General features: G+C 38.3%; 12 protein-coding genes. All 12 read left to right on the top strand.

Annotation, left to right across the window (positions count from 1 at the left end; genetic code table 11):
- Positions 1-163 precede the first annotated feature (163 nt).
- The 12 genes from C9J36_RS09360 to C9J36_RS09305 all read left to right on the top strand — a co-directional run bounded on the left by C9J36_RS09360 (position 164) and on the right by C9J36_RS09305 (position 18,155).
- Entirely contained in the window at positions 164-1,261 is a 1,098-nt protein-coding gene (locus C9J36_RS09360; protein ID WP_066162340.1) for a GerAB/ArcD/ProY family transporter, read from the top strand.
- Position 1,262: 1 nt separating this feature from the next.
- Entirely contained in the window at positions 1,263-2,687 is a 1,425-nt protein-coding gene (locus C9J36_RS09355; RefSeq protein WP_107942912.1) for a spore germination protein, read from the top strand.
- Positions 2,684-3,823, top strand: a complete 1,140-nt coding sequence (locus C9J36_RS09350) for a Ger(x)C family spore germination protein (RefSeq protein ID WP_107942911.1) — start codon at positions 2,684-2,686, stop codon at positions 3,821-3,823. The genes C9J36_RS09355 and C9J36_RS09350 overlap by 4 nt, the downstream gene beginning before the upstream one ends.
- Before the next feature lie 132 nt (positions 3,824-3,955).
- A complete protein-coding gene (locus tag C9J36_RS09345; protein ID WP_235616026.1) occupies positions 3,956-4,936 on the top strand; it encodes a tetratricopeptide repeat protein in 981 nt (326 codons plus the stop codon).
- A 114-nt stretch (positions 4,937-5,050) separates the two neighbouring features.
- Positions 5,051-6,337, top strand: a complete 1,287-nt coding sequence (gene tig, locus C9J36_RS09340) for a trigger factor (RefSeq protein WP_066162351.1) — start codon at positions 5,051-5,053, stop codon at positions 6,335-6,337.
- 277 nt (positions 6,338-6,614) lie between these two features.
- On the top strand, positions 6,615-7,883 hold the full coding sequence (clpX, locus tag C9J36_RS09335; protein WP_066162354.1) for an ATP-dependent protease ATP-binding subunit ClpX: 1,269 nt from the start codon (positions 6,615-6,617) through the stop codon (positions 7,881-7,883).
- Positions 7,884-8,102: 219 nt separating this feature from the next.
- On the top strand, positions 8,103-10,421 hold the full coding sequence (lon, locus tag C9J36_RS09330) for an endopeptidase La (RefSeq protein WP_107942910.1): 2,319 nt from the start codon (positions 8,103-8,105) through the stop codon (positions 10,419-10,421).
- 4 nt (positions 10,422-10,425) lie between these two features.
- The gene (gene yihA, locus C9J36_RS09325; protein WP_107942909.1) at positions 10,426-11,007 is read left to right on the top strand and encodes a ribosome biogenesis GTP-binding protein YihA/YsxC; all 582 of its coding nucleotides are present in this window, start codon (positions 10,426-10,428) and stop codon (positions 11,005-11,007) included.
- Between the two features lie 378 nt (positions 11,008-11,385).
- Positions 11,386-11,559 (top strand): YjfB family protein, encoded by a 174-nt coding sequence (locus tag C9J36_RS09320; RefSeq protein ID WP_107942908.1) that lies wholly within the window; start codon positions 11,386-11,388, stop codon positions 11,557-11,559.
- 280 nt (positions 11,560-11,839) lie between these two features.
- Complete coding sequence (locus C9J36_RS09315) at positions 11,840-13,507, top strand: hypothetical protein (protein WP_066162362.1); 1,668 nt, start codon at positions 11,840-11,842, stop codon at positions 13,505-13,507.
- 242 nt (positions 13,508-13,749) lie between these two features.
- Positions 13,750-15,183 (top strand): S-layer homology domain-containing protein, encoded by a 1,434-nt coding sequence (locus tag C9J36_RS09310; RefSeq protein ID WP_066162365.1) that lies wholly within the window; start codon positions 13,750-13,752, stop codon positions 15,181-15,183.
- Positions 15,184-15,194: 11 nt separating this feature from the next.
- Positions 15,195-18,155: a vWA domain-containing protein gene (locus tag C9J36_RS09305; protein WP_107942907.1), complete on the top strand. Its 2,961-nt coding sequence runs from the start codon at positions 15,195-15,197 to the stop codon at positions 18,153-18,155.
- Positions 18,156-18,213 lie beyond the last annotated feature (58 nt).

The following is an 18,213-nucleotide window of genomic DNA, read 5'->3' as shown; positions in this document are numbered from 1 at the left end:
TCAGAAATACTTCCTATAAAATAAGATGCTCACCATAATAGATAATTTGCAATTTTAACTTATGAAACATGGAAACAATGGAAAAGCTATGTATAGCAATAAAGTGGTATGAAGAAAAGCAAACTCACTTATTGTGAAATTTAAATAAAATGAGTGATGAAATATGAATCGAAAAAAAATTAGCGTATTGCATATCATACTCTTAATGATGACAGTTATTGGATTGAAAAATCATGTAACAATTCTTCCACCATTAATTAACAGGGCAGGACGGGATGCATGGATGTCTGTCTTTTGGTCTGTGACTGTCTTACTCCCATGGCTGTTGATGATTATTTATTTACACAAACAAATTGGTGGTATGCCCTTTCGAGATTGGTTAGTTGAAAAAGTAGGGAAAGTATGGGAAAGAGTAATTACCTATACATTTGTTGTGTTTTTATTGATAATAGCTGCATTTACATTACGTGAAACAATGCAGTGGGTGAAGGTAACCTTTTTACCTGAAACACCTGATTTACTATTAACTGTCATCTATATTGCGTTGTGTGTTTTTTTAGCAACGACGGGGGTACAAGGAATTGTAATTGTGAATGTAATTGTGCTGACAGGTGTTATATTTTTAGGCTTTTTTGTCGCATTCGTTAACATAAAAATAAAAGATTATGAGCTACTACTTCCCTTTTTGGAGCACGGGGTATCACAAGTTTTATATGCGGGATTATACCCTGCGTCAGGCTTTGTTGAAATCTTTTTTATTTTGCTTATTCAAAATCAACTAAAAAATCGCATGAAATGGCATCATTTTTCAATTATTTGGCTGATTTTACTTGGTTTAACGCTTGGACCACTTGTTGGGGCTATTGCAGAGTTTGGACCTACGGAAGCTAAAAATCAATATTATCCTGCGTATGAGGAGTGGCGACTTGCCTCTATTGGGCGTTTTGTTGAGCACGTTGATTTCTTCTCCATCTACCAATGGCTAACAGGTGCTTTTATGCGCATCGGCTTTATCATATTTATTACAATTCATTTACTACGTTTAGAAGGCCAAAGAAAGCGTATATTAAAAATTATAGTGCCAGCTTTTAGCGCTGTCAGTTTACCATTATTTTTGTTCAATGACCGCACATTTTTGAAAATAAAGGGTGAGTACTTTTTGATAACTACCTTTATATTTTTCTTTATATGGGGAATTATTCTAATATTAATTTCTTTAAAGAAAACGAAAAAAACAGCAAGAAAGAAGGTGGAGCAATGATATGCAACAAAAAATAACGAATGAGGAGCTACGCGAATTATTTAATCAAACGGCAGATGTACAATTTCAAACATATCAATTCCAGACATCGACAGTCAGTATAATTACGTGTGATGCAATGGTTGATTCACATTTATTAAATGAGGTCATTATACCACGAGTAAAAATGGTTCGTCAGCAGCAGGACGAATCGATTGAAGATCAGCTATACGTGCCTAATTTGCAGCGTGTAGAGTCATTGGAAGAGGTAGTAACACTTGTTTTTACAGGCTTTGTTGTTATTTATTTTGAGCAGGAGCAACTGCTGTTCTCCAGCAATATTGCTAAAAAGCCAAATCGAAATCCAGAAGAAACAAATTTAGAAGTACTCGTTAAAGGGCCTCGCGATAACTTTATTGAGGATATTAGCGTGAATATCGCTATTATTCGTAAGCGTTTGCCGACAAATTCGCTGTCTGTTGAAAAATATATTGTGGGAAGACGCTCGAAAACAACTGTTGCCCTTCTTTATATGAACGATATTGCGAATGACCAAATATTGCATAGTATTCGCAAGCAAATTCAAGAGATTGATACAGACATCATTATAAGTGCGGATTTATTAATGGAACGTATTAGTAAAAGCGGGGGATTAATACCACGTACAACAGATACTGCAAGAGGTGATTTTGCTGTACAGTCACTTGTAAGTGGGCGCTTTTTAATTTTAGTCGACGGTGCTTCATATGCAGTTGTATTTCCGATTAACTTGCTGATGTTATTAAAAACAAGTGAGGATAACGAATATCCGGTAATTTTTAGTTCATTTGAGCGTCTTTTACGTTTATTTGGTATTTTATTTGGTTTATTATTGCCAGCATTTTGGCTAGCGCTGACTACTTTCCATCAAGAGCAGCTACCTTTTCAATTGCTTGCAACAGTCGTACAAGCCAATCGAGGTTTACCGTTACCCTCATCACTGGAAATGTTATTGATGTTGTTAATGTTTGAGCTCTTCCGCGAGGCAGGAATGCGCTTACCTAGCGTTATTGGCGGAACGATTAGTGTAGTTGGCGGTTTAATTATTGGCGACGCAGCGATACGTGCGGGTGTGACAAGCCCTGCCATGATTGTTGTAATCGCGATTTCTACAATTGCTACATTTACACTTGTTAATCAATCACTTGTAACAGCGGTGAATTTACTTCGTGTTGGCTTTATTTTAGTCACAGCGGTATGTGGCTTGTTTGGCTTTTTTGTATGTTTATATGCGTTAATTGCTTATTTAGCAGGTATTCGTTTATTCGGTGTTCCGTATTTAAATATAGCGTCAGATTTGAACTGGCAAACGGTAAAAAAATCTTTAATTCGCGAGGTTCCACAAAAGAAAGCAATGCGTCCTAAATCATTACATGTAAAGGATAAGACGAAAGGTGGCTCGAAATGAAAAAAAGCATTTGTTTTTTTATCATATGTAGCCTATTTCTAACCGCCTGTTGGGATAATAATGAACCAGAGCGCATGCTTTATATTCATGGCATAGGTGTTGATTATAAGGATGGGGAATTCGAAATTTATGCGCAATTATTGGATTTATCAAGTATTGCTAGATCAGACCAACCAAGTACTGATGCCATACAGACAGAGGTTGGTCGTGCAACGGGAAAAACAATTGATGAGGCAACGGTAAATTTATATCGCGCCGTTGATCAACGGATTTTATGGGGACATTTAACTTATGTTATTTTTTCTAAGGAACTTTTAGAAAGTGAAGAGTTAGTACAAGCTATTGATTCATTTGTACGTTACCGAGAGACACGTTATACGATGTGGGTATACACGAGCGACGAGCCCCTAGACGAGCTACTACTTGTTACACCAATTTTAAACAAAGGAATGACTTTTTCGAGAATGGCAGATCCGATGAATTCCTTTTATCAGGAATCATTTGTTGACCCAGTAAGCTTACGCACTCTACTTATTCATCTAGATGAGCCGGGTCATGAGGTAAGTATTCCTTTTATTGTTTCCAGTAATCGTTGGGAGACTCCAAAAGGAGTAGACCCTGTTCTTGAAATAAAAGGGATTAGTGTCATCACTAAATCGAATTTAAAAGGCTCTTTATTTGATGGGGATGCAGAAGGCTTGCGCTGGATGTCTGAAGATACATCGCGGGCGCAAATTACGTTGGAAAATGACGGCAATCAAAAAAAAGAGTTTACAACAGTTATTGTAGACAATGTAAAGCAGAAAATTACACCTGTTGAGGAGGATGGACAACTACGGTTCGATATAGCAATTGAAGTGGAAGTAACAACAAGTGGAGAAGACGGGCAAAAGGGAGAGGAAAAATTAAAAAAAGGGATAATAGAGCAAATTAAAAAAGAGGTGGAGCGTACTTATTTAAAAGGGATAGAGCAAGAAATGGATGTGTTTCGCCTGTCTGAGCAGGCTTATCGCAAAAAGCTGAAAGCATGGCAGCGTCTAAATAAAAATGGGCAAATTCAGCTAACAGAGGATTCAATTCGAGAGTTAGATGTCAGTATCGAAAAAATAAGAACAGAAAGAACGGTAAGGCATTAATTGGGTTCGAAAAGCGTGCGTTAGCACGCTTTTTTCGGACGCCCTTCAAGGCTTCTTGTTGTCCGATACGCTATTCACATGTAAAATGATGAAGTAAATAAGCTAAAGTTGACCGTAACGGGAGTGAGTAGTTTGAAAAAAAAGAAGCGACAATTGCGCCAAGCGAATAATGTAATACTGTTTCCCGGTCTAGGTGAACGATTATTGGAACAAGCCCATACTTATGCAGAAAGCTATCAATACAATTTAGCTTGCGAAGCATTTGCAGAAGCATTGCGTTATATAGAGGGCGATGAGATTGCTTTAAGTGTTTATGCATATTCATTATATGAAATACGTGCGTATAAGCAGGCAAAGGAAGTGTGTGAAGAGCTTTTAGCTATCGGCCCAACAATGTATTTTGAAGCGATGGAGCTCTATTTAACGGTTTCTATGCAGCTGCGTGAATTTAAACAAGTGGAAAAATTGATTGAAACATTGCTTGAGGAAGGGACTATTCCAGAAAATCAAATTGATAAATTTCAACGTCTGAAAAAGCTAAATGCAGAAATCGCAAGTAATCAGTTTCTTCAAGATGAGCCCGAGGAGCAAGCGCTTGAAGAGTTTTCGATAGCGCACTTTTTACAGCTTTCAGAGTCCGAGCAACTTCAAGCGATTTATCAGCTAACAGACACGAATATTCGTCCAATTATTCAGCCGCTTATTACGATTATTCAGAACGAAGAAATACATCCGTTTATACGAAGTCTTACACTCGTTTTGCTAGTAGAGCAACAGGTGAATGTACCTATCGTTATGAAAAAGTTCCATTATCAGCGCACTGTGAATCCCGCTCAGTTGGCATTGCCTACAGAAATGCCTGAGTTCCGAAAAGTTGCGGCATATATAGGAATGATGTTGGAGCAAGATCCAACGACTTTAGAGATGGTACAACAACTACTTGCAAAGCATGCGATTGTCACATATCCTTTTGAATGGCTTGATTATGACTCTGAGGATGTGGCAGAAAGCTATGTTGACTATGTGCATATGTTATTTGGCAAAGTACAAGAGACGGATGATGAAATTGTTGAATTTTTGCAACAACTTGAAACATATTCAGAATTACTATAAACGTATGAAAAAAGTTGAAACATTACACATCTGTGATATACTAAAATGGTTGTAGAAACTGTATAAAACAAATATGTTTGTAAACAGAGCAATTTAATTTTGGAGGTTATATATATGTCAGTTAAATGGGAAAAACAAGAAGGTAACCAAGGTTTATTAACAATCGAGGTACCAGCTGAAAAAGTAAACAAAGCATTAGATGAAGCATTCGCAAAAGTTGTAAAGCAAATTAACGTGCCAGGTTTCCGTAAAGGGAAAATGCCTCGCCCAATGTTTGAAAAACGCTTTGGTGTTGAAGCACTTTACCAAGATGCTTTAGAAATTATCATTCCAGACGCATATGCTAATGCAATTGATGAAGCTGGTATTGAGCCAGTTGATTTCCCCGAAATCGATGGAACTGAAAACTTTGCTAAAGGTGAAGACTTCACATTCACAGCAACAGTGACGGTTAAACCAGAGCCGAAACTAGGAGACTACAAAGGTCTTGAAGTAACGAAGCTTCCAATAGAAGTAACAGATGAAGAAGTAGAAGCTCAAATCGAAGCAGAATTAGCAAAAAAAGCAGAGCTTGAAATTAAAGAGGACGAAGCAATTGTCGAAGGTGACACAGCAGTTATCGATTTTGAAGGCTTTGTAGGTGACGAAGCTTTTGAAGGTGGTAAAGGTTCTGACTACCCATTAGAAATTGGTTCAGGCTCATTCATTCCAGGCTTTGAAGAGCAATTAGTAGGCGTGAAAGCTGGAGAAGAAAAAGATGTTGTTGTTACTTTCCCAGAGGAATATCACGCTGCTGAACTAGCTGGTAAGGAAGCTACTTTCAAAGTAACTGTGAAGGAAGTAAAAACAAAAGTATTACCTGAATTAGACGATGAGTTTGCAAAAGAATTAGATTCAGAGGTTGAGAGCGTTGAAGCTTTACGCGCAAAAATCAAAGAAACAACTGCAGCACAAAAAGAAGCGGATTCTGAAGCGGCATTGCGTGATGAATTAGTTGAAAAAGCAGCTGAAAACGCTGAAATCGATATCCCACAAGCAATGATTAATTCAGAAGTTGACCGCATGGTACAAGAATTTGAACAACGCCTTCAAATGCAAGGTATGAACCTTGAGCTTTACTACCAATTCTCAGGTCAAAATGAAGCTGCATTACGCGAGCAAATGACTGCTGATGCTGAAAGCCGCGTACGTGTGTCATTAACATTAGAAGCTATCGCAGCTGCTGAAAAAATCGAAGTATCTGAGGAAGATATTAAAGCAGAATTAGAAAAAATGTCTGCACAATTCGGTATGACAGTTGACCAAATTACGGCTGCATTAGGTGGCACGTCTGTTTTAGAAAACGATATTCGCACTCAAAAAACAGTTGAATTGCTAGTTGAAAGCGCGAAAATTTCTTAATCTACTATACATTGTGATTGGCGCCATTCAAAATTTTGAGCGGCTCCATCTTCATTTAGCGCACTAAATAAAATGACAAAAAGTATTCATCTCCACCTTAAAGGGACGGCTATCTTTTCCTAAATGAAGATGAAATTACTTGCCAAATAATTATAGATAAAACAAGGTGCGTTGTTTTGTACCTTGTTTTATCACATATACATATGAAAGCAGTCAATATATTTGATAAAGGACAAATAATCTTGTAAGATTGAAGCTTGAATAGGGGTGAAACAAATTGTTCAAATTTAATGATGAAAACGGCAATTTAAAATGCTCTTTCTGTGGAAAACCACAAGAACAAGTTCGTAAGCTGGTAGCAGGACCAGGTGTATATATTTGTGATGAATGTATCGAACTGTGCTCTGAAATTGTTGTAGAAGAGCTTGGAGTAGAAGATGAAATCGACTTCAAAGATATTCCAAAACCGAAAGATATTTTAGGGATTTTGGATGAATATGTGATTGGACAGGAGCGCGCTAAAAAAGCATTAGCTGTAGCGGTTTACAATCATTATAAACGCATTAACTCAAATGCTAAAATCGACGATGTGGAATTGTCGAAATCAAATATTGTGTTAATTGGGCCAACTGGTAGTGGTAAAACATTATTAGCACAAACATTAGCACGTATTTTAAACGTACCATTTGCGATTGCGGACGCAACTTCTTTAACAGAGGCAGGCTATGTCGGAGAAGACGTAGAGAATATATTATTAAAGCTTATTCAAGCGGCTGATTATGATATCGAGCGTGCTGAAAAAGGAATTATTTATATTGACGAAATCGATAAAGTGGCACGTAAATCAGAAAATCCGTCAATTACGCGTGATGTATCTGGTGAAGGTGTGCAACAAGCATTGCTAAAAATTTTAGAGGGTACTGTAGCAAGCGTTCCTCCTCAAGGTGGTCGTAAGCATCCACATCAGGAATTTTTACAAATTGACACATCAAACATCCTCTTCATCGTAGGGGGCGCATTTGATGGTATTGAACAAATTATTAAACGCCGTCAAGGTGAAAAAGTAATTGGTTTCGGCTCAAATCCAAATAAAGTGGAAGAGGAGCAAGGTTCATTATTAGCTCAGCTTATTCCAGAGGACTTGTTGAAATTTGGTTTAATCCCAGAATTTATCGGGCGTTTACCTGTATTGGCAAGCTTAGAGCAGCTAAATGTAGATGCACTTGTACAAATTTTAACAGAGCCGAAAAATGCATTAGCGAAACAATACCAGAAAATGCTTGAACTTGACAATGTAGAGCTTGAGTTTGAAGAAAAGGCGTTAGAGGAAATTGCTAAATTAGCGATTGAGCGAAAAACAGGCGCACGCGGCTTACGTTCTATTATTGAAGCAACAATGCTAGATGTAATGTTTGAGCTACCATCACGTGATGACATTGTAAAATGTGTGATTACTGCTGAAACAATTATCGATAAAGCAGAGCCTAAATTGCTACTTGCAGATGGTACTGAATTGAAAAGAGATAACGAAAAAACGTCTGCTTAAAATAGTACAGCGAACAATCGAAGCTGACATCGAACGTGCATCAGCACAAGTAGGTAGTCAGCTTTTCTCTATATTGTCAACAGCTATTAGCTAGCTTTTCTTCATAATTGATTGTACATAAAAATGATTCATGTCCGATAACAAATAAAGATGTTGAATTAAACACATACTATAAAAAGCGGGTTGTTACGGATTGATATAGATGGAGGTGAATCCCGCATGAATAAAATGAAAGAAAATATACCATTATTACCATTAAGAGGCTTACTTGTTTATCCTTCAATGGTGCTACATATCGATGTAGGGCGGGATCGTTCAGTTGCAGCATTAGAGCATGCGATGTTGAATGAAAGCTATATTTTTTTAGCGGCACAAAAGGATATGCGTGTAGAAGCGCCTGAAAAGGAAGATTTATTTAAAATCGGCACGCTAGCAACAGTGAAGCAAATGTTAAAATTGCCAAACGGTACGTTGCGTATTTTGGTGGAAGGTGTTAGCCGCGCGCAAGTAAAACGATATAAAGAAGATTTTAAATTTACAACTGTAGATTTAGAGCTATCGGAAGATTCAACATATAAAGACCCTGAAACAGAGGCTCTAATGCGTACTTTATTAGTTTATTTTGAAAAATACGCAAAAGTGTCAAAGAAAATTACAGAGGAAACGATTGATTCTGTTATAGACATTACAGAGCCGGGGCGGTTAGCGGATGTTATCGCGTCACATTTACCGTTAAAAGTGCAAGAAAAGCAAGAAATCCTAGCTATTTTTAATGTCAAAAAACGCTTGGATAATTTAATTATTCGTTTACATGATGAGCAAGAAATTTTAGATTTAGAAAAGAAAATTAATACAAAAGTAAAACAAGCGATGGAACGAACACAAAAAGAATATTATTTGCGTGAGCAGATGAAGGCGATTCAAACAGAGCTCGGTGACCGTGATGGCAAGATGGGAGAAATCACTGACTTGCGTAAGCGCATCGATGCTATTGGGATGCCAGAATCAACAAGGAAAGTAGCGTTAAAAGAGCTTGACCGCTATGAAAAATTGCCAGCGGCTAGTGCTGAAAGTGGCGTTATTCGAAACTATGTAGAATGGCTAGTATCGATTCCGTGGAGTGAGAAAACGGCGGACCGTTTAGATATCGTCCATGCAGAAGAAATTTTAAATCGCGACCATGATGGATTAGAGAAAGTGAAGGAACGTATTTTAGAATATTTATCTGTACGTCAGCTAACGAATACTTTACGCGGTCCGATTTTATGCTTAGCTGGTCCTCCGGGTGTTGGTAAAACAAGTTTGGCACGCTCAATTGCAGAGAGCTTGGATCGTAATTTTGTCCGCATTTCACTTGGTGGTGTGCGAGACGAATCCGAAATCCGTGGACACCGTCGAACGTATGTCGGAGCTATGCCGGGACGTATTATTCAAGGAATGAAAAAAGCGGGAACAATTAATCCAGTCTTTCTATTGGATGAAATTGATAAAATGTCGAATGATTTTAGAGGCGACCCTTCTGCTGCGATGTTAGAAGTGCTTGACCCAGAGCAAAATAATACATTCAGCGACCATTATATTGAAGAAACATATGACCTATCAAATGTCTTATTTGTGGCAACTGCCAATGATTTAAGTACGATTCCTGCACCGTTACTTGACCGAATGGAAGTTATTTCAATTGCGGGCTACACGGAATTGGAAAAGACGAAAATCGCTATGAATCATTTAGCGCCAAAGCAAATGAAAGAGCATGGCTTGAAGAAAGCCCAACTTATTTTAAAGGAAGAAGCGATTGTCGATATTATTCGCTATTATACACGTGAAGCAGGTGTGCGCGGTTTAGAGCGACAAATTGCGACGATTTGCCGTAAAGTTGCCAAAATTATTGTCTCTGGTGAGAAAAAACGAGTGACACTAAATGCTAAAACATTAATGGATTTACTTGGTAAGCATCGCTATCGTTATGGGCAGGCTGAAGAGGAAAATCAAATAGGCGTAGCGACAGGTCTAGCTTATACATCTGTTGGCGGAGATACGTTGCAAATTGAAGTTTCTTTAACACCAGGAAAGGGTAAAATCCAACTGACAGGTAAATTGGGAGATGTAATGAAGGAGTCTGCACAAACCGCTTTAACGTTTGTTCGTTCTTTAACAGAACAGCTTGGTGTTGATACGGATTATTTTGAGCAGCACGATTTACACATTCATGTTCCTGAAGGAGCTGTTCCAAAGGATGGGCCATCCGCTGGTATTACAATTGCAACCGCAATTGTCTCCGCAATCACGAATAAGCCAATTAAGCGGGAAGTCGGTATGACGGGAGAAATTACGTTGCGTGGACGTGTATTGCCTATAGGTGGTTTAAAGGAGAAGTCGTTAAGCGCCCATCGCGCAGGGTTAACAACCGTTATTTTACCAAAGGATAACGAGCGTGATATTGATGACATTCCAGAAACAATTCGCGAGCAACTTACATTTAAACTCGTGTCACAAGCAGAGGAAGTGCTTGCATTGGCACTTGACGGAGGTTTTTAATCACATGAAAGTCCATAATGTCGAAATGGTCATTAGTGCCGTTAGACCAGAGCAATACCCAGAAGATGGACTGCCAGAATTTGCTTTAGCAGGTCGCTCAAACGTCGGAAAATCTTCATTTATTAATCGAATGATTGGACGCAAGGCGATGGCGCGTATTTCATCCAAGCCAGGAAAAACGCAAACATTAAACTTTTATAAAATCGAGGAGCAATTATTTTTTGTCGATGTACCAGGTTACGGCTATGCAAAAGTTTCAAAATCAGAGCGAGCTGCTTGGGGGAAAATGATTGAAAAATATTTTACCGGACGAGAATTATTAAAAGCGGTTGTGCTAATTGTCGATTTGCGTCATTCACCAACTGGAGATGACCAGATGATGTATGATTTTTTAAAGCATTACAATATTCCATGTATCGTTATTGCAACAAAGGCAGATAAAATCCCAAAAGGTAAATGGGATAAACATAAAAAAATTGTTAAAGAAACACTTGATATGGACCCAGCAGACAAACTGATTGTCTTCTCCTCTGAAACAGGATTAGGCTTTGAGCAGGCATGGGGAGAAATTGAAGCATATATATGATAAAACGACTGGGCTGCCCGAACTTTTCTGGCAGCCCAGCTTTGATTATGTCAATTTAGATTAGCGAGGCGTAATTTAGAAATACGTTCCCTGTATATAAAAATGCCCACTGATTGAGAGCTTAATTTATGTTAAAATGAAAGAAAATACTAGAAAATTCATGATTATAGCCGATGAAACAGAGAAGAGGATAACTATTTCTGCGATGAAAATAACAACAGAAAACAGGTCGTGTGTCCCTATCTTTTTAGAAGAGTTCGTGAATGGTTATTTCTTTAAATATATATGATAGTGTAAACTAGACGGTTTATCTTTGAAGAAAACAATCAAATTTTAGTGTTAGTGACATATGTTTTTCATGGAAAGGAGGTTGATACAATGGATATCGCAGCATTAGCAATGAATATGAAACAAGCCCAATTAATGCAACAAGTTTCAATCGCTGTAACGAAGCAGGCGATGGAGTTTCAAGAGCAAAGCACCGAGCAACTATTAGAGGTAATCGATGCCCCACACCCGAGCTTAGGGCATGCGATTGATGTTTCTGTATAAGAAAATCGTCCAATCAAATCTAACTTTAGTCCAGATTTTTTCAAGCTATTTGGTGGAGGTTAACCTAAAACTGTCACGTCCTGTGACAACAGCTAACTTGCATCATGCCAAAATCTGTGACATCCGCTAGAGGCTTTAGGCCAACACGATGTTGGTCACTTAGTCGTTATCTTAGTATGCGATGTTCTCAGACTGAGTTTCTATGGTCAAAACACTAGCTGAAAGAAATTAAATGAAATGGACATTACATAGGAATTTGCAACAAAGAGGAGGAAGCGCATTGTTAAAAAAAGGAACAACAATGCTCGTAATGCTTGCGGTTTTATTAAGTCTCATAATACCAGCTCCGCAAGCAGAAGCAGCGACAACATATACATTTATTTCTGCATCATATAATGAAGCGGTTGCGAAAGATGGGACTGTTACAAAAACATTGAGCGGTGTTACGCTGGAGAATAGTCGAGGCAATCGCAGCACATTTAATATGGATAATAGTGCTAAACTTTATATTAACAATACAATGACGACGATTGATGGCTTTAAATCAGGCATGGAAGTAACCGTCAAGGTAAATTTGCGAAGAGTAACAGAAATGCGTGGAACTTCGGCTGTTGAGCAAGGCACAATTGCACCAAATAGCAAACAAACGTATGGAACAGTGACAAAGATTGACCCGAATGGCTTGTTTGTAACGATTAAAATGGACGGTGCAAAAGAGCAGGATTATTATGTGAACAAAAATACGAAATTTATAAAGGGCTCCTCCACATATGATTTAAGTGCGTTGTATGAAGGAGACCGTGTAAAAGTGAAGTTTTCAAGCCCATCTACTTCAATTATTTCTGAAATGGAAATTATCGTAACAGGTGTGCAAGTAGCGAATGTTTATAAAGCAAAGCTACAAACAGTTAATACTTCTGCGAATACATTTGTCGCACAAAACGCGCATGCCTTCACCAATTGGCTATTTGGCACTTCAGAAAAAACAGCAATGAATACTTTCACATTTGATAATAATACATCGATTTATGTTGGTAATGAAAAGATTGCAAAAAATCAGTTAAGAAACTATCAAAATAGTGAACTTTATTATGTTACAACGAAGCAGTTTGGCAAAGAGGTCGTAAAAAAAATAGTGGTTTTACAAAATAATGAGCGCACCTACTATGAGCCATTAACAGCGGTAAATACATCTTTAAATTTCTTGCGACTTGGTTATGCAGGTCAACTATATTTCCATGAAGGCTCTATTTTAATTCGCAACGGTCGCTTAGTGGAGCCATCGACTTTAGCTGCATATGGTTCTGCATATGTAGTTACAGATGGTACGACAAATAGCCGATTTGCACATGTTGTCAATATTACGAATGATAGCTTTACATCACCAAATTTAGCGCAGCATGGTCTATACTTCGGTGAGCTAGTATTTGTTGATATGGACAATTATTTAGTGGAGATTGATGGCTTAGAGTTACTTGAAAATAATTACTGGGTGCCGAAGTCGACTACTACATTCGCTTATAGCAACAGTTCACACATGGTAACAAATGTACGCAATGGTGTTATTTCAATTGTGCCAAATATGGATTTAATTGAACATGAAGGGGCATATGGCTATTACTATGTAAAGGATGGTCATATCCAAGCATTGCATGTACTTACTCCATCCCAGAAAAAATCAGAGCTTGTGTTAACAGGTCGCATTCAAGATTTCCGTACATTGACGAGCAATGGAAACGAAACACGCTTAATGAATGTTAAAGATGTCAGTCAATGGCTGAATGGTGAATGGATTGATAACGGCTCTTTAACAAATGTCATGCTCGATCAGGCGATGATTATTAAAAATGGTAAAGTGATTAAAGCTTCAGAGCTAAAAGCATCAGATCGTGTCGTATTATTTACGAATGCTAGCTTCGATGCACATGTTATTTTAGTGAATGAGTAAGATTGAAAAATGAAAATAGTGAAGGGGTTGTCGAGAAAGATTAAGGTCTCTCTAACACAATCAAAAATGCCGGTTTACTTGTTCACTTTAAAGCTGAAAGAATATGCCTTAAAGTTAGAGATAATAACCATTTTATAAATGGTTATTATCCAAAGTAAAGAAGTAGAAGGCATCTAAAAAATGACATGTTAGATCCCTTTTAGACATCCCCCTCTCTACTATTTAATAAAGGAGTGTAGAGTATGAAACAGCGTCAATGGTTAGTCACAATCGTCTCCTTACTGCTATTTACAGTTGTTCTTTATTCAGGAAAGGCTCATGCAAATACGATTGATCTTAACGGTGGGGTTAAAAATGAAAATACATATGAAGAATATATTTTCTTAACTGGACAACCTATCAAATTAACGGGTTCTAATAAAAATGTCTCTGTTACAGTTAAAGAAGGAAAAGACAAAGTAACAGAAACATATAAGTTAACATTGACAGGGGCAAATGGTGAGCAGTTATCACGCCAATTTACATATGTTTTTGATGTAACGAATTATGATCAAATTGGACAAAGCACTGCAACAGGCGAAGTGACAAAATATACGGAGAAAATTACGATTGGCAATAAGACGTACACATTAACAGATTATCAATTTTCCAAAAGTGCAGTAACAGATAAGCGCCCAGCATCTGACTATTTTTCGGGGAATGCGGTTGCACGTAAAACGTATTCTGTAAAACAGGGTAGAAATACGAGCGAAATGATAGTGCATATCGATAGCCGCAATGAAGGCTATGAAAATTTCTGGGGAGCGACAGAAACACAAATTACTGAGTATGAAATGATTTTTGAGGACGGGGCAGTTGGTACAGTGAAAAACCGCGTATCCTCATCTAAGTCTAGAACATTAAACTATGAGGAAAATGCCTCTACTTTATCTAGCTTTTACGGCGGGTATGTTGTAAATAGCACAGCGGATATTATTTCTGAATATGATTACAAGTTACCTAAGAGATCTGGAACGGTATCGCTTAATTTAAAAATGATGCCACGTGTCGAGCGGTTAATTGTTCCAAAATTTAGGGATTTATCAAGCCATCAAGCAAAGGATGCTATCGAGAAGTTATATTCTTTAGGTATTTTAGATGACCAATCGAATTTCTTCTCACCAAATACGCCTATGCAGCGCTATGATTTTACGGTGGCGATTGGCAAGGCTATTGATTTACGTGTACTTGAAGAAAGTACAAGCGGGAAAAAAACACCTCCTAGTATTTTTAATGATGTGAAGCGTACGACAAAAGATTACGGCTATTTAGCATCTGCTGTCAACAAAGGAGTTGTGACGGGAATAACGCCATCTAAATTTGACCCTAATGGCTATTTAACGCGCCAGCAAGCTGCTGCCATTTTAGTGCGTGCACTCGGCTTAGAGGGGAAAGCTCCTGACCCTGGCTTTAAAACAAATTATCGCGACGATGCTAAAATAACAGGTTACGCACGTGATGCGGTTTATGTTGTATCAGAGCTCGGCTTAATGACAGGTGACTCTGTAACGGGCAATTTCAATCCGAAGCAAAACTTAACACGTGCACAAGCTTCATTAATTATGATGCGTTTCCTTGAATATTTAGAAAATGATTTAAAACAAAATTTCCGCGACGATATTTTATTCTTTGACTAAGGGGAGGCTACATGGATACTATGAAAAAAACATGGATGATTATACTTTGTTCAGTGCTAGTTTTGGCAACATGGCTTCCACTTACAGCACCGGCAAATGCCGCAGCAGTATCGATTTCAGATGTTGACAAAAATAGCGAAAAATATACGGCAGCACAATGGGCTGTTGAGCAAGGCTTAGTGCAACTTTCAGGCAATAAGTTTCAGCCGAATGCAACTGTCAGCGAGCAGCAAATGCTAATGATGGTTGCACAGCTTGATAAAAACTATCATTTTAGCTATACAAATGACATGATTTACACATATTACGCGGATTTAAACTTGCCTATTTACGGTGCAAATAATGCGGGACGTCGTACTGCGAACGCAACGCGAGGACAGTTTGCTCGTCTTTATGCGGCAATGAATAGTCTGGATTTGTCGGAAGTCCAAGCAGTGCAATATTTGTATACACATGAAATTACAACAGGTTTAACAGGGAAAAAAACATTTGATGACTATGCTGCAACAAAAGCAATTACGCGCGGCGACCTTGTTACATTTTTATATCGCACAGTAAAAAGTGGGGGAATAGCTATTGAGGGCTTGCACGCAGCCCCATCTGGTAAAGATAATAGCAAGGTGACATTACCATTAAACTTCGTCAGCTCTAATGGTACGGTAGAATTAACTCCACCACCTAAGACGGAAAATGGAAATTCAAACAATCCAAGCGCATTTAAAGCTGTTCAAAGCATTAATGTTTCTACTGAGGAACTAACAGCGAACGGTCTAGATGCAGCAGCCATTTCAATTTTACTAAAAGATAGCTATGGGAATGACATTCCTTATGACACAACGCTGCAATTCAAAGTAACATCTAAAGTGGGCGCACGTATTGTTGAAGCACCTCCAACAACTGGTTCACAGCCAGAGAACAATGCAGGCAGCAGCACAACGACGATTTTCACAGATGGTGGCGAGCTAAATGCTTATATTATTGCACCTAAATTAACAAAGTCTGAAAAGGATATCATTACGTTCGAGCTTGTGAACAATAATGAGACGAAATTTGCCAGCTATCGTAACCAACAAATTGAAGTAGAGCTACGCTATGTACCACGTGCTGAGGTGCGCATTTCATATGAGGTGTATGACCCAGACCAGCCAAATGGTGGTGGCAATGTTGTGCCAGGTCCTAAGCCATTACCAGCATTACCTGTTGGTAGAGCTGATGGTAATACAATCCAAGCAATTCCATTTACACCAAATGGCATTATCGAAGTTCGTGACTATGACCCAGATGAACTAACGTTTGACGGGGTGAAGTGGGAAAATTATACGAGTTCTACAGGGCAAATTGTCAACGGTCGTGTAAGAGATAATGCCATTCAATATGAGAATGCGGAGCTTCGTATGGATAATCAGCTTATTTCTGTTTGGCTCTTCGAACAAATTTTAGAACGTATGATTAATGAGTATGATAAAGTGAATGTTTTCTACACAATTAATAGTGAAGGACGAGCTGTTTATAATTTACAGGACGTAATGGATGAGAGCTTCACAAGTCAATTTGAATCAAAAATCCATGCATTAATCGTTCATTTATTAACATACTTCCCGCGCAATACGAATGATTTAACGATGGCTCATTACGATAGCGTAAAGGCTGTCAAAGCAATTTTTGACTCTTTAAGCCGTGCAGACCAAGATTATTTATCGAAAAATTATAAAGATACTGTTGGGAATTTAAGCGGTTATAACGCGAAGGTGGACAGCTTAAAAGAAAGCCAAGCAATTGTTGAGCGTCCAGAAGGAATGGAACGCTATACGAAAGTCATTGTGAACTTAGTAGCACCCGGTGGACGTGTTATTACGGATTATAAAGGAACAGCAGAAATCGAGTTTAATGGGCAGCGCAAAGTAGTCTCATTCAATACCAACACAACAGACTATAATAGTGGGACAGGCTATGCTGGCTCGGCAGTCGCCTATTTCGATTCAATTATATATGGTTCATCGACTGCAACAGCAGCGCTTATTTCGTCCAATATTGACCCGCGTTATCGCGATATGTTTAAAGAATTAATTGGTGTACCAGTAAAAGAAAAAATCTTCACAAACTTTAAGTTTACACAAAATAAATGTACGCTTGTAACGGAAGTCGCGTTTGTTGTTGACCAATCGGGCTCAATGCGCAAGCAAGACCCGAATAATTTCACAGCAGAAAAAACAAAGCAGCTTATTCGTCAAATTGGCTCGAATAATAATATCGTCGTTCCATTTGCTTCAAATCCAGGCTCTGTTGTTAAAGGAACCGCGACGAATTTAGCCAATATGGAAGGGTTTATTTCATACGATAAAATGACTTCGCGTGGAACTAATATTGCAAAAGCTGTACAAACAGCACTTGACAATTATTCAACAGACAATAATGTATCAAAATCGATGGTATTAATTACGGACGGTAAAGCGCCGAATGCACAAGTGGAAAGAATCATCGATAGTGCGAAAAAAGCAAAGGTGCAAATTCATACAATTGCTGTTGGACCAGCGAAAGACGTCAATACAGCTATTTTGAAAAAAATTGCCTCTGAAACAGGTGGTCAAAGTTATCATGTAACGGATATCGAGCGTTTGCATAGCGCATATCAGGCAGTTGTCGATGCAATTTTATGTCAAACTTTCGTTTCTGACGCAAGCTGTGATACGAGTGCGGGTCTATTTAATGCAGCGACAGTTGATATTACACGTTCAACGGTAATTATGACAGCCGAAATCAATGAAAATTGTACAAATGTAGCATCTGTACAAGTACGCTTTAGCTCTGTGAACGGAGATGTCAACTATGATTTAATCGATCGTGGTCAAAATATTTTCAAAGCAAGCCAAGCAGTTCGCAAATTTAACCGTTTCGACTTATACAACGGAGTAATCTTCCGCGCATTCGACCAAAACGGCAACTTAATTGCAGATAAAGAAGTAAAACTATAATAAAAAACGAGCAAGGGACCGCCTGAAAAGTGATTTTGAGACGGTCCTATATGCTCGC

It is taken from the genome of Metasolibacillus fluoroglycofenilyticus, assembly GCF_003049645.1.
GTDB lineage: Bacteria > Bacillota > Bacilli > Bacillales_A > Planococcaceae > Metasolibacillus > Metasolibacillus fluoroglycofenilyticus.
Note: the sequence above shows the minus strand (reverse complement) of the source record. Positions and strands in the feature narration are given on the sequence as shown.